At 37.2% G+C, this 14,381-nt stretch carries 13 protein-coding genes; 1 reads left to right on the top strand and 12 read right to left on the bottom strand.

The features are described 5' to 3' along the window. Positions 1-301, top strand: a 301-nt coding sequence (locus JL57_RS36055) for a transposase (RefSeq protein WP_291300818.1), incomplete at its 5' end; no start/stop codon positions are given. Between the two features lie 155 nt (positions 302-456). Here JL57_RS36055 and JL57_RS31505 read toward each other — a convergent pair. The 12 genes from JL57_RS31505 to JL57_RS31455 form a co-directional block, all read right to left on the bottom strand. Continuing rightward, complete coding sequence (locus tag JL57_RS31505; protein ID WP_034145823.1) at positions 457-1,272, bottom strand: undecaprenyl-diphosphate phosphatase; 816 nt, start codon at positions 1,270-1,272, stop codon at positions 457-459. Between the two features lie 110 nt (positions 1,273-1,382). After that, a complete protein-coding gene (locus JL57_RS31500) occupies positions 1,383-2,132 on the bottom strand; it encodes a hypothetical protein (RefSeq protein WP_034145822.1) in 750 nt (249 codons plus the stop codon). A 1-nt stretch (position 2,133) separates the two neighbouring features. Next, complete coding sequence (locus JL57_RS36050; protein WP_291300817.1) at positions 2,134-5,592, bottom strand: RecQ family ATP-dependent DNA helicase; 3,459 nt, start codon at positions 5,590-5,592, stop codon at positions 2,134-2,136. 286 nt (positions 5,593-5,878) lie between these two features. Continuing rightward, positions 5,879-6,442, bottom strand: coding sequence for a nitroreductase family protein (locus JL57_RS31490; RefSeq protein ID WP_291300816.1), 564 nt, complete (start codon positions 6,440-6,442; stop codon positions 5,879-5,881). A gap of 221 nt (positions 6,443-6,663) precedes the next feature. Continuing rightward, positions 6,664-8,421, bottom strand: coding sequence for a hypothetical protein (locus JL57_RS31485; RefSeq protein WP_034145821.1), 1,758 nt, complete (start codon positions 8,419-8,421; stop codon positions 6,664-6,666). Positions 8,422-8,659: 238 nt separating this feature from the next. Further along, complete coding sequence (locus tag JL57_RS31480) at positions 8,660-8,851, bottom strand: YwbE family protein (protein WP_034145824.1); 192 nt, start codon at positions 8,849-8,851, stop codon at positions 8,660-8,662. A gap of 21 nt (positions 8,852-8,872) precedes the next feature. Next, entirely contained in the window at positions 8,873-10,318 is a 1,446-nt protein-coding gene (locus JL57_RS31475; RefSeq protein WP_034145820.1) for a DEAD/DEAH box helicase, read from the bottom strand. Positions 10,319-10,392: 74 nt separating this feature from the next. Beyond that, positions 10,393-10,692 (bottom strand): DMT family transporter, encoded by a 300-nt coding sequence (locus JL57_RS36045; protein ID WP_291300819.1) that lies wholly within the window; start codon positions 10,690-10,692, stop codon positions 10,393-10,395. 30 nt (positions 10,693-10,722) lie between these two features. Continuing rightward, complete coding sequence (locus JL57_RS36040) at positions 10,723-11,331, bottom strand: DMT family transporter (RefSeq protein WP_291300815.1); 609 nt, start codon at positions 11,329-11,331, stop codon at positions 10,723-10,725. 277 nt (positions 11,332-11,608) lie between these two features. After that, positions 11,609-12,361 carry an N-acetylmuramoyl-L-alanine amidase gene (locus JL57_RS31465; protein ID WP_034145819.1) on the bottom strand — a complete coding sequence of 251 codons (753 nt, stop codon included), beginning with the start codon at positions 12,359-12,361 and terminating at the stop codon, positions 11,609-11,611. 371 nt (positions 12,362-12,732) lie between these two features. Then, positions 12,733-13,857 carry a hypothetical protein gene (locus tag JL57_RS31460; protein ID WP_291300814.1) on the bottom strand — a complete coding sequence of 375 codons (1,125 nt, stop codon included), beginning with the start codon at positions 13,855-13,857 and terminating at the stop codon, positions 12,733-12,735. A 190-nt stretch (positions 13,858-14,047) separates the two neighbouring features. Continuing rightward, a partial coding sequence (locus JL57_RS31455; RefSeq protein WP_034145817.1) for a hypothetical protein occupies positions 14,048-14,381 on the bottom strand: 334 nt, incomplete at its 5' end.

Genomic DNA, 14,381 nt, shown 5'->3' with positions numbered 1-14,381 from the left:
TCTTTTAGACGGAAGGTGTGAACTTTCGAACAACCTAGCGGAACGAAGCCTACGCCCCTTCACAATTGGCCGCAAAAACTGGGTCACTATGGAAACGCCTCGGGGAGCAACGGCTAGCGCCATAATCTATAGCGTTGTCACGACAGCCAGAAATAATAACCTAAAGCCATATAATTATTTGGTATACATATTGAAACAGATGCCGAACACAGATTTCATAAACCATCCGGAGTTGATTGAAAAATTCGTTCCATGGTCAAAGGAGCTGCCGACAGACTGTTACAAACAAAATAAAACTTAAAATCAATCCGACCTGATGGTTGGGTTGATTTTTTAGTTATGTGCCTACTATTTGACATTTACGTCCACCGCTTACGTATATATGGAATGGAAATCATGTTCAAAAATTGTTACCAATTTGCACATTATTTCCATTCCATTCCATTTAAAATCTCATTACCAGAAATATAATACAACTATGATACCTAATACAATTCTATACCACCCAAATGCCTTGAAATCGTGCTTCTTAATATAACCTACCAAGAATTTAATTGCCAAGATTGAGACTACAAAAGCAACGATCATCCCTGTGAATAAAATGGTAAGTTCATCATTAGTAAAATTTAAACCAAATTTATAAATTTTTAATAGGCTTGCACCGAACATAACTGGAATAGCCAAAAAAAATGTAAACTCTGCGGCCACCGTTCTCGATGTTCCTATGAGTATTGCTCCGAGAATGGTTGCTCCCGAGCGAGAAGTACCAGGAACCAATGCCAATAATTGAAATAAACCTATCATAATGGCAGTTTGATATGAAATTTGTGATAGGTTATTAATCTTCGGTTTTATTTTTCCGTTTCTACTCTCGATAAGGATAAACAGAATGCCATACAGAATTAGCATTACTGCAACGGTCTGATAGTTATAAAATAGTGCATCAATTTCATCGTCCCACAACAGACCAATGATCGCTGCAGGAACACAAGCAGCAAGGATTTTTAACCACAGCAATATTGTATCATTTCTAATTGTTAGCTTTCTTTTGAGAGAAAATGGAATTAGTTTGTTCCAATACAAAACCACAACTGCCATAATTGCGCCAAGCTGAATAACTACAAAAAACATTTCTTTAAACGCTTCACTCATGTTTAGCTGTAAAAATTCATCGACTAAAATCATATGCCCTGTGCTACTGATAGGTAGCCACTCCGTGATACCCTCAACAACCCCAAGCATAATTGCTTTGATAATCTCACTAAATAACATTGTTTTATCTCTCCCTATTTAACATCTTGTTCTTGAAATAGAGTGCACTTGCTATAACCCCATTATGGCAACCAAAATACGGGTATCGACTTGAATCAGTATTCATCAAACTATCGTAAAATCAATATCAATAGTATTATAAACAAGACACTGTTGATGGCCACAAATATTTTAAAGTTCTTAGCTAATTCTTTATATTTGTCATCAGCGCGCATTGTCTCTTTAAAAAACTCTTCAGAAAGATTCATTAAACTCCGTTCTAATTCACTTTTTAGCTTAGAAGTATCAGTATTGATTTTCTCCATAATTTCATCAAGAACATTATTATTTTTTAACAACTTATAAACTTCTTCACTAATAAACTTTGCAACTTCCTTTTTAGATGGTGCTATTTCCTTTTCATTGGTTGTGAGAGAATTAATAATTTTCATCAGTTCTCTTTTATTTTCTTCTTCGAGTTTATTAATCTTTTCATTAACCTTTACGTCTAGATCAGATAGGTTATTTTCATTTTTAACTTGAATATCTTTCCACTTTTCCTCATAGGCTTGATTCATCTGATTTATGTATAATTCAAATACACCTTTTTTTAACTCAATATCATTAAATAATGTAACTACTTTCTTGTAATAATCATTAAAACTTTCTATAGACTTTGAGGATAGTTCTTTATCGCTAATATATTTCGCATTGAGATGTTTTATTTCTTCATCATAGGCTACTTTTAATTCTTTCATTTGACTTTCAAGAGTATATTTTAAATCTGAAGTTTCATTGACTAACTTTTCATATTCATCGAGACTCTTCTCTAAATGAGTTATGTCTTTTTCTAATCTTTCATCTAATTTAAGCAAATCCAATTTAATTGCTCCTTGCCAATTTATTGTTTAGGGTCTTAATTTTGCTATTAATAAATAGCTTGTAAACAATTTCTTTAGTGGTATCACTTCCTAAGTCTTTAATTAAACAATTGGCAACTTCCAAATTAATAATCAACGCTTCATTCGTTATTAGTATTTCCTCTACTAGTTTTTCGTTAATATCAATAATGTCGTTTAGAACCCCTATAACTGCCTTAGTGTCGTTATTTCTAAAAAATGAAGAAACTAGTTCAAAGGCTTGATTTCTTGCATAGGCATCAGCTTTATCTCTTTTGAGAGTGATCAGACTTCTGAAATAAAGCGCTACCGGATTATCCGTATAATCTTCTAGGTGCTTCATTGCTTTAATCTTGGCACGTTCTTGTTCGTTTTCTTCATACATAATATTAAGCAATTCTTTAGCTTTTGGGTAATCCAACCTATTTGAAGCCATTAGATTATGATAATCAGTAAATAATTTATCGATTCTTAACTCTCTTGTAACCGAAATGGACTTTTCCTTACTTATACCTTCAATATCACAGAATTTACAACCTTCTATACCGTAACTCACAGGGTCTTGAAAATAATCCATCAGAAATTGACGTCTACATTTTGTATCATTGTTAACATACTGCCAAATACTTTCTAACATATTATACTTCTGTCTTTTAATGCTTTGGAGCCTCGTTATTATTCGTTCTATTACGCTTGCCAGGTTCGGATCAATAAAAACGTTTGGATTAACTTCTACTTCAAATTTCACACTACCATCATCAAAATAACTTAACGTATAATAATTTATAATGATTCCTTGCATCTGAAAATAAAACAAGTATGTTTGATATTTGTTAGAGTTGTTTGCTTGAATAGCGAATGTAAACTTTGGCTTGCAATTTGAATTCTGTACCAGAAACTGATAGCAGTTGTTAAGATTAAGAGTCATTTCATTGGCATCCGGATATTTTTCATTAATCAATTTTGCCTGCATCCCATAATCACATTTTATCCCATTTGTATATTTGCATCTCCATCCGTAGACACATTCGGGTTCATAATTATTTATACTAGCTCGGTGCTGGATACAATCCGGTGTTCTTGCTCTTGAAATGATAATTGAGTGAGCATGCTGTCTATCATGTCCTAATCGTCCAGCTTCTTGATAATATGCCTCTAGAGAATTTGAGTAGCACATATGAATAATATACCTAAGGTTGGATTTATCAATTCCCATTCCGAAGCCCTTTGTTGAGACGAGTAACGGAAATTTATCCGTTTTGAACTTATCTTGTATATCGGATCTTTCAATATCACTTAGCTTAGAATGATAGAGATTCGACTCAATCCCACTTAATCTGACTTCATTAAGAATATGTTTTGTTCCATATGACCTGGTAGTCGCACCCCGCGCATTTGCATAGATTGTGAAGATAATACCTGAACCGTCTTTATGAAGTTCATGTATATCTTTCTTTTGCAAAATCATGGGTATGTCTTCTATTAACGCCTTTCTCAAATTGAACTCTTTGCCACTTTCAATAGGTAGATTAATAACTTGAAAGCTAATTTCATTACGAGCTAAGGATTTTGAACATATTACATTGGCCTCATTTATCCTAAACGTTTTCAGGATATCTTCTTTGACTTTTGGAGATACTGTGGCAGTTACTGCAATAATATTTGCAGAGCCAAGCGTTGTAACTACATCTATAAGTTTTAAATATGATGGTCTGAAATCATGTCCCCATTCGGATGAACAATGTGCTTCATCAATAATATAATAATCAAGGCTAATGTTCTTTAATTCCTCTTGTAATTCTAGTTGAAAGTCTCTCATTTGGAGTCTTTCTGCTAATACATATAAGACCTTCAAACTACCTGCCTTAAATCTGCTTAACGTTTGTCGCCTTTCGGCAACCGATTCTGAACCATCAATATAATCCACATACTCAAATCCAATAGTCTTGAGATTTGAAATCTGGTCTTTGATTAAAGATTTTAAGGGTGAAACAATTAACGACACTCCGTTCCCTAGCAGGGCTGGCAACAGATAGCAAAGGGTTTTTCCAGCGCCAGTAGGAAGTATTCCTAAAATATCCTTACCCATTAGAGCACCTTTTACTAATTCGTACTGACCTTCTCTAAACTCATCAAATCCCCATAATCTCTTTAATAGATATGTCAAGTTCTTCTGGTTTACATTATTAAATATGGACTTACTTCTATCTGAATTTGAATAATACTTATAAACTTGTGAATTGGATAAACACACTATTTTTAAACCATTAGATTTCTCGATAGTTATATTTTTAAATTCGAGTAAGTCTCCAAATTTAAAATGCCCTAACTCAATGTCTTTCCCCACAATGAGGCCTTGGTTCCCATGACCATCACAAAACTTATAGGTATTATTGATTCTATCACCAACAACATTCACTTTAACGATATTACCTGAGCCTAAATTCAAAGTAGATAAGTCTGTGCATATATCCCCAAGACAACTATTAGATAAAATACTAAATCCCCATTTTAATCTGTTCTTGTAAAAATCATCAATATATTCAGGTTCATGTTTTTCCGCATAGAGACGATCAATATAACTAATTAAATCACCCTTTGAACTATTAGACGTATGAAAAACCCAACATTGATCACAACGTCCACAACTACCACATGATGCTATACTTTTTAAGTTTGTTATATGATGGACTTCATGCTTCAAGCGGTTTAGCGACTTGATAGCCGATTCGCTTGCGGGTTCAATAAGAATTATATCTCCATTCGTTGTGAGATTATTCGACGTTTGAATGAGTAGATGTTTTATGCTTTTATAATTTAGCTCAGAAGTGATATTTGATAATACGACTAGATCATACTTCCCGGTTATGATTTGATCAGTTATAGCTGCTTGCTTGGGGGAATTAATTGTAATATTTTTAAGATCCGCGATATTGGTTAATCTACTTGAAAAATAACTAACATTTTCTGCATAGACCTTTATATTGTCCTCGGACCTCTCCATCGAATTGATCTCTACTTTATCAAAAAAGCTTTCTTCACCATGGAGCTTACATAGATTATCGAGCAAGGTTATTAAATCAAGTAAGGCAAAAGTTGTAGTGCCTACCCCACTTCCGATATCAAGGACTCGCAGTTCTCTGGACATTCTTTTTCTTCTCAGCAATTGAAGTAGCACAAGCTGAACCATGGGAATATTTAACAACATATAATGCATTGAATAAAAGTATGGAATATCACCAACATACGACTCTTTTCTATTACGATTTCTTAAAGATTCGTAGCAATTTAAAAAAAGCTCCTTTTGTTCAGCCCATTCACTTCCATATTTATTAATTAATACATCTTTAATAGAATCTTCAATTATTTTTGATTGTGTAAACCTGCTACCAGGCGCAATGATATTCACTGCTGTATCTAATATCTTGTAATAGTTATTCATACTAACTCTCCTACTAAGATGATTTGTTAATCTAAGGGCCCTTGTGCCACATTTATAGCTCTAATCTTCTTCAATCTAATCATTGTTGTTACTTCTATATTTTTCAACTAATACCTGCCAATTTCTTTTTAATTTACATCGCAATAAACGGGAATGTAAATTATATAACAGCGATATCATATTAATCATCAAACGGAGGTTTGATTTTCTTTTAAAGGATATACAAACGCAAAGAACAGCCCTCTATGCCTTCAATGGCAGGAGAACTGTTCTTTGCATGTTAAGATTATCTGATGTAGGTAATGAGGTTGGGCTTTCTGACGGGTACATTGACAACTGAGTCCTGCTTATATCCTAGCACAGCCGAATAATAAGGCTTGTAGCCCTCGGGTATTTTCAGTTCTTTGCTCAATTCAGGACCTAGTGGTGAATAAAACGCAAATATGACAAAGTAAATCCAGCACGACCCCAGCCCGATCGACTCTGCGGCTAAGAGCAAGTTCTGAGTTGCGGCAGCGCAATCCGCTTCGAGAGGTATAGGGGCCTGCTTGCCAGAGACTATGATCAGTGTCGGTGCACCGTATAAACAATTGTACTGCTCATTATTCGCCATTTCCTCTAAACCTTCAATATCCAGTTGTTTAGCGCCTTCTTTAGCAGCAAGATTCAGCCTGTCCAGCAGTTCCTTGTTTTGAATTACAGTAAAATGCCACGCTTGATCCCCGGCGTTAGGTGCATACAGCCCCGCTTCCAGTACCGCTTGTAATTCTTCTTCCTTGATCTGTTCATCTCTAAAACTTCTGATACTCCTGCGCTGCTTAAGGGTTCTTAAGGTCTCATTGATAATCATGAAAATCACCCTTTCTTTTAGATATATTTTGAGCTATTTTGTAACTTGTTCATATCCTTTTTCAGCCCATAGATTAATATTTCTTATTTTATAGAACTTTCTTATGTCTCAAATCAAAAAATCTATTAAATCCCAATTTGTATACATGATACAATAAAGTAGGAATCCCAAAAGCTAAAAAAGAATGGCTTACGAAGTAGCCATAGTTTAGGCTCTTGTATTTACTTTGTTATGCATACCCCGTTTTCACTTGGATTAAGGTTATACCAAAACACGATCCGCCCGTCTGCCAAAACGCCGAGGATATGAGTTTTGGCGGCTTTGACAGAGATAACTTTCGGCTCGGTCAGTAATGTATTATGATTCAGGCGGTTAAGGTAAAACATATCCTTAGCGTTGTCACTATCATCCCGCTTGTAGGTTATAAAGGTGGCATAGTTTTGGCCGACATACCAAGAGTCTGGCATCCTGATATCACCTGTGTCGCCGGGATACTTAAGACTAAGCTCCTTAACCCTCCCTGTCCAAAAATCTAAAAAGAGTAGCTTAGACTCAGCCATTTGTGTTAATTTATTATAGAGATAGGTATTTACCTCCAGGAGACCAGTATCATACCTGATGAGGCCTGTTGAAGAGCATTCTGATGCGATATTATGAACTTCTACAGTCCCACTTTCCAGATTGCACAATGTATAACCCATGGCACCTTCATAACCAGTCATAGTGGTTATAACCTTTTGCTCATCGGCTACAAACCGAGGGTCCCTGTGAAAGGAATTCTCCAGCAATTCACTGCCTGTAATAGGTACTGTTGGGGAAAGCAGTTTTTCAGTATTATCAGTAGAGTTAAATAGCTTGACACCTGTTTCATCGGTATAAACATATTTTAATCTATCACTCGATACGTCGTAACCCCCAAAAAACACATCAGGATTACCTTGGGCATTGTAATGAGGTTCCCGATTTATTTTCTCAGTGATTGTTATTGGTAATAAAGACATTTTCGATTGCTCAAGGGTTTTATCAATAGCTATTATTCTATCTTTAAGCCGGATCACAATACTTTCTCCTATCAGACTTACATCCGTTGGCGTAAAATTCCCGCTTACATCAAGTTTCTTTTCCACGTTCATAGTCTCAGGCTTGACAAGCATTAGGGAAGCATTTCCCCTTTTTTGATTGGGAGTATAGGCAAGAATCAATTTGCCGTCAACCTCACCCAACATTGAAAGCTCTTCCATATTACCTGCAAAGCCTTTAATTTGAGCGAAGTATTGATAATCACCCGTTAAGACAACGAGATGGTTATTAACATAATCCAACCTGCCACTTACAAAGTATAGGCTGCCATCTTCATTCTGTTTTAAGTTGTAAGATTTGGTCAACTCGATGCGACCGCTCTGAGGTGGTCCAGAATGTACTAAAATGGCGGTAACTGTGCCATCGCTGCTTCTTGTAACTTTATCTAGGTGATCTCCCCACGAGTTGACTGCATTATAGGATGGGCGAGTTCGTGGAGTGCCAAAGTCAAAAATGAATGCACGTTTTTGCTGGTCATAGGAACCAGCCTCAAGATTGGATACATCAAGGCTGGTCAAATTAAAATAACGCTCGGCATATTCAAGAACTGTATCCAAGGGAAAAAGCCGGTTAGTACTGTCTGTGTCAGCAAGGACCAAGCTTTCCTTGCCGTGTTCCGCAACATACTTAAACCAGCAGTACATCGCCACATCAAGCGGATCTATATCCTGGGCGGTGTTAAACTCATGGGTGTTCCCTAAAGTAGCAATTGAATCATAAAAGTATTCCTGCCAGAGCTTTTCCAACTCAACCGGATCAGTTATTTCTTCGTATTTCAGGGCTGCCTCCTGCATCATTTTTTCAGGAGCTTGCCCGGGCGAACCCTGGGTGCTCTTTTGGCATCCGGCCACAAGGGCCAGCAAGAGAACAACTACGATAAGGGTTATAGCTTTTTTCATTTTTATAGAACAACTCCTGCTTAACCTTCTACTTTCTATCTGACATAAGATTTGGTTGACTACTAGAATTCAACATTTTACCTATATATTCCTGCAATAGTTATAAATGTTAGTGATAATTCATATTACAAATAATAAAGCTGACTCTACACAATCCAGTAAAGTCAGCTTTATACATATAACTAACAAGTTTGGCTGGCCAAATTCACATTTGGCATCAGTACAACACTCTAAGCTTCTATTTTATTTCTTTTACCCTGCCAACAATACCACTTTCAAGCATGACCTTGATGCCATGGGGGTGGTTCGGGGAATTGGTGAGCAGTCTTTTAACGACACCTTCTGTAAGCTTACCGCTCTGTTGATCTTGTTTTTGTACGATCATTACAATCGAACCGATTTTGACCGCACTTCTTTTCGTTCCATCCATCATTTTGATCCTTTCCTTAGCCTAACGATCCGCCTTACTGACTTTTCTGAGTCGGCCCTTAATTGGTTTTTGTTGAAGCTCGCGGGACACCAGCTCCCCTTTGTGATTTAAAATTTCTACATAGGTCGAAATATCGAGGATGTTAATAATACCTATATCCGCCGCTGTTATACCCTCAATACTACAGAGGGTGCCAACTATATCAACCGCCCTCATTTTCGTTTTCTTGCCCGCATTGATATGCAATTTCATAATGCCTTCGCTAAGCTTGGCACCTTTGTTTTCTTTGAATTCAGGCGTTGCGTTTATCTTCTCAGTAAATCCTTCTTCAGCTTTTAGAACGGCTTCTTGATCAGGCCTTACACCGAGTGGGATTTCGTTTCCGATAAACCGATGAATATCCTCAAGCAACCTATTGTCTGAAGGTGTGACAAAGGTTATGGCTTTACCCATGTAGTCAATGCGTCCTGTTCTGCCTATCCTATGAACATAGCCTTCACAGTTATTTGATACGTCAAAATTGATCACAAGACCAATTTGGTCGATGTCGATACCCCGGGCTGCTACATCGGTTGCTACCAAATATCTAAAATTTCCGCGCTTAAAATGTTCCATGACCCTGAGACGATCCCTTTGCTCCATGCCACCATGTATCTTATTACAAGTAAAACCTTGATAGTCTAGTTCTTCATAAACTTCATCTACTTTGAGCTGAGTATTGCAAAATATCATACAGCTGTCAGGGTTCTCAACTATCACTAAGTCTTTAAGAAGTTGTAGCTTCTGGTTTTCGCTGACCTCGAATCGAGTTTGAAAAATCCTACCTGCCACTGGATCTTGTTCTTCAATGGCCACATCCATTGGATTATTCATGTAATGGCTACATAACGCACTGATATCTGAAGGCATTGTAGCCGACAAAACAATAGTCACTCGATCTTTAGGAAGTGCTTCTAGAATCCTTTCAACTTGTTCAACAAAACCCATTCTTAACATTTCGTCCGCTTCATCGATGACTAAATACTTAATTTTAGAAGGATCAAAAGTCCCTCTATCCAGATGGTCAAAAATCCGACCCGGTGTTCCAACCACCACATGCGTTTTTTGCTTCAATTCTTTTTCTTGAATGTAAAAAGGAGACTTTCCATAGAGCGCAGAGACTTTAAGCCTCTTAAATCTGCCAATATGAAAGAAATCTTCCTTTATCTGAATAGCGAGCTCTCTTGTCGGTGTAATCACTAAGGCCTGAGGTATGTTTTCATCCCAATCCACTAATTGGCAAATTGGAATGGCAAATGCTGCCGTCTTGCCACTTCCGGTCTGGGATTTTACGATGATGTCTTTTTGGTCTAGGATTGCTGGAATGACCTGCTCCTGGACTTTAGTGGGCGTTTTAAAGTTGAGTAATTGGATGGCTTTCAAGAGCCCCTCACTTAATGAATAATCTTGAAAACTAGCTGTGTTCATTTTTTCTCTCTTTCATAATGGGTTTGTACACAACGTTGATGCACATTTTACCACTTCTCTCCAAAAAACACTAATTACAATGACTTTACGGGCTTTCCTTCGGTAAAGGATAGCCCGCGCTCTCTATGTTTTATAGTTCCTATCACAATACCTATCGAAGTGAGAATAATTGCAATAACGTGGATCCAAGTAATCTTCTCATCTAAAAAAAATACTCCACCAACCATACTTGCAAAGGGCATCCCGTTCAAAAACATCGCAGTTCTGTTGGCACCCAAATGCTTAATACCGTGATTCCATCCCAATGTACCCAATGAAGTAGCTCCCCAGGCTGATAATAACAATACTAGCCAAGCTGTTAGCGAAAAATGAATCTGCCCATACGCGGAAGGCCCAAAAGTGGCTTAAGTACTTATATTTAATAATATTCCCCCTATTACGGTGGAATAGCCAGTGACTACTAAAGTTGGGATCGTAGTTTCCAACAACTTTTTTGTGAGCAACCCCCCAATTACATGAGTCAACATTGCTAGAAACATAATGGCATCTCCTAAGCCAGATAAACCGATAGAACTGTTAGGCAATTTCGAGACTACAACCAGAACTACGCCTGAAAGTCCGAACAAAATTCCGATCCCTAAATATTTAGTGAATTTTTCGCCGACAAATATTGATGCCAGCAGAGCAGTAGTCAGCGGATTTAAGGCTAAAATGAGGGATGCATTTGTGGCGGTTGTTGTAACAAGTCCATACCCTAAAAGCAACTGATGAAAGCAAATAGAGCTTAACCCTATAAAAAAGAGAAGCCCCCACTGCTTTTTATTTGGATTATAGAATCCGTACTTTTTCCAAACGAATAAGAGTAATAAACTTCCGGCCAGTGGCATTCGGATCGTAGCTACCAGCATCGGCGACATATGAAGTGTGAGATATTTCACCATAACAACATTAAGACCCCATGAAATTACGACTAAAGCTAAGATCAGATAAATGGTTTTTTCTACCTTTGCCAATGATATGCGCTCCATTCTTTAAGTAGATTCGAAGTACACCTTCTGTCCAAATCCTATTGAACCATCTTCTCTTCTTCGACATCTTCTTAAAGAAGCCAATGAGACCATTCCAATGCCAGTGACGGCATCTATAATATCAAGTTCAAAACTCATTAATAGAAATATTATGTATTGAGCTTATTATATCATACCTAAATGACAACGGTCATAGAGTATCGTTTTAAGCAGGTCATTAGCTGACCTGCTTAGTTTATGGTTCATTACAAATAGGAAGAAATTATTTACCCAGGTACTGCGCCACAGCAGCGGCTGTTTGATATTTATCTTTTCCACTCAGCAGTACTTCGTTCGGATGTTTAGTCGTCGGTCCACCAACTACGATCAACTTTTGAGAACTCATGGCCTCGGCGGGAACTGAGAGATCTTCTGGCCGTACGAATATAGCACAGTTACCATTCTTCACCGATACATCTGCTCCGGCCCAATAATCTTCTTTCGTATACAACAGAACAGCTACTTGTAACACGTCATTTCCCCCTTGCAAATCCTTAAATAGTCGATCCCAAGGAAATCCTGTTCCTGGACACCTTGATCTATTGACTGAGTCAATCCGATAATGTCCGATGATATTATCACGACTCACTGGTATATCTATTGTCCCAATTAGCCACCGATGCAAAGCAAGTGTGGCCTGGTACTGCGCTTCAGGCATTATATCTCCGCTTTCTCCTTCATGTTCAATGCTTATTGTGTAATAATTCGGGTTAACTCCTGGAATAAGCAAAGGCCAATTTGGTTTATTTACGTTGCCATTTGCCCATGCAATATTTCCAATCTTTACATACTGATGGATTTCACCGTTCTTACCTATTCCGAAATGTGAACTAACTTTACTTGCTGGATAGGCAAACCATGCGTCAGTACCTATTAGGGTTCCGCTCATAATGTGGTTTACAATCGCGATTATTTTATAATCCTTTGGGCTACTGAAGTTTGGCGATCCGATCCAAATGATGTTTGGTTTATCCATTTCTACGCTCCTTTTCTAGTTATAATACGTATACAGATATAAGAATGCCACTATTAAACAGAGCTACAGCTAACTCTACGCTCACTCCAGAAATGATTAGTAAACCCTTAAAATCCCACTTTATAAGCTAGTAGCATAAAGACTTATTTTTACTCTATATGCCAAAGTAACACCCTCGTTCCACTGTGATCGAAGGGTGTTACTTACAGTTGCTATACATTCTGTTGCTTCAGAGAATTATCGGCTACGTTACAAGGATACGCGAAATGCAGAAAAAGCAGGGGGAGATTTTAAAGCGACGCAAATAGGTAATCCTATTCACGTCGCTTTCTCGATGGTGAGATTTTGAGTGTTGAAACTTTTCTTGAATTCTATTTAGTGGAGTACTTGTTTATTACTTGATCCTGAAACTCCTCTAAACTTAAGCCCACATGATCTATAAATGAATTTTCAAAAAGTGTTTGATAACTAGTCGATAAATCTTGTTCTTTTGGAATCCCTGCTAGAATATCAGTTACTACCTTCTCACCTTTTAATTTTATCAATTCGTAAATAACCATGAAGGATTCATTATAAGCAATATCACTAGCCGTTTCTGATTCAGTATATTGATCCCATTCAACCTGACTTATTAAATCCTGTAAAGGGATTGCCGAATCCTTCAAGTCCGGAAAATCAAATTCTGCATCTGTGATATATCCTTCAGATTCATGATATACTGCTAGTCCCTCGTCAAGCCATCTTGGAATTTCAGGATTCAATTTATTTTCCATCAAAAACGCTCGAATATAATAATGGGTGTATTCATGTTCAAGAGTATTTAAAATTTCCTCTTCGTAATTCATATTTATTAAATCCAGGTCCAGTGTGGAAGTCTTAAAAATTTCCGCACTGACTTTCGTATTTGCCATATGAATTCTTTTGTTAGTATATAAACCTAAAATTCTTTGAGTTTCATCGATATCGTTATTGGTTCGATATTGGTTTAAATCATCGTAAAGTACGATGTCAATAGGAAAAGGTTCTACTACGGCAAACATCTTGCTCAACTGTGTTTCAATGTCGGGAATAGCTCTTACTAATTTGTCTGCCAAGTCTTTATCTTCGTTGGAATAATAAACCGTTAAACGATTATTAGGGCTAATACTATCAAGGGTCTTAATATACTCGCCCCTCAATTTATTCGAAGAAAGTCTCCTGCCGATATCTTTGACAAATTCTATTTTTTCGGAATTAGTCACAGTGTTTTTATCATATTCGCTCACTAACATCTCGGCCATGGCAGACTGACCTACACCCAATAATATGAAACTTATTAAGCATGACGTAAAGATAGCGCTTCGAAAAATCAATGACCATCTACCATGAATTCCAAGAATCTTAATTTTTCCTTTAATAAAACCTATCACAAAAATAGATAATAGCGGTATGCAAAGCATAATTGTTATAACGAGTATAGTTTCGAGATCTTTTTCAATAGGCACATAGAAAAACATGATTAATCCGGCTATCACAGAAAATCCAATGACCCAAGAAAAATAGATTAATAATGATTTCAAAAATTTAAACAATATAATAGTTGCGCGAATATAAGAATTCGCTCCTCCTTTTAATTAAATAGACTCTCGGCATTCGCCGAGGCGGTTGGGCCAAGGGGTTCCTTGAACCAACCTTATAGCATTCCTCCTACTTTAGTGGGAGGAATTTTGCTTTTTCATACAGTCGAACTGGAAATTCACTAGTAATAAAAATTTTCTTAATCTGCCATAAAACGGCCAGAATTACTTGACTTTCCCAAAACGCCCCCATAATCGCGTGACGAGGGGTTTTATCCCTTTGATTACAAAATATGGGGTGATCTGTTTGAAGCCAATACTTGTTTCTCATAAAACATATCAGGATTCCGTTCTCCTTCGTCTCCGCCAACATTATTCCGGCGGGGTCTTTGTCATCGTTAATGATGACTGGCATTTGGTCGTGAAGCTCTGGATGACTGATTTGTCTTACATCACGACTCTGC

The sequence above is a fragment of the Desulfosporosinus sp. BICA1-9 genome (genome assembly GCF_000802135.1).
The sequence above is the reverse complement of the archived record's forward strand: the minus strand, read 5'-3'. Positions and strand labels throughout refer to the sequence as shown.

Bases quoted from the DNA above. Each gene is read 5' to 3' on its own strand.
- JL57_RS31480 (WP_034145824.1), bottom strand. From the start codon at position 8,851: ATGGATGGAACGAAAAGAAGTGCGGTCAAAATCGGTTCGATTGTAATG.
- JL57_RS31505 (WP_034145823.1), bottom strand. From the start codon at position 1,272: ATGTTATTTAGTGAGATTATCAAAGCAATTATGCTTGGGGTTGTTGAG.
- JL57_RS31460 (WP_291300814.1), bottom strand. From the start codon at position 13,857: ATGTTTTTCTATGTGCCTATTGAAAAAGATCTCGAAACTATACTCGTT.
- JL57_RS31485 (WP_034145821.1), bottom strand. From the start codon at position 8,421: ATGAAAAAAGCTATAACCCTTATCGTAGTTGTTCTCTTGCTGGCCCTT.
- JL57_RS31475 (WP_034145820.1), bottom strand. From the start codon at position 10,318: ATGAACACAGCTAGTTTTCAAGATTATTCATTAAGTGAGGGGCTCTTG.
- JL57_RS31490 (WP_291300816.1), bottom strand. From the start codon at position 6,442: ATGATTATCAATGAGACCTTAAGAACCCTTAAGCAGCGCAGGAGTATC.
- JL57_RS36050 (WP_291300817.1), bottom strand. From the start codon at position 5,592: ATGAATAACTATTACAAGATATTAGATACAGCAGTGAATATCATTGCG.
- JL57_RS31465 (WP_034145819.1), bottom strand. From the start codon at position 12,361: ATGGATAAACCAAACATCATTTGGATCGGATCGCCAAACTTCAGTAGC.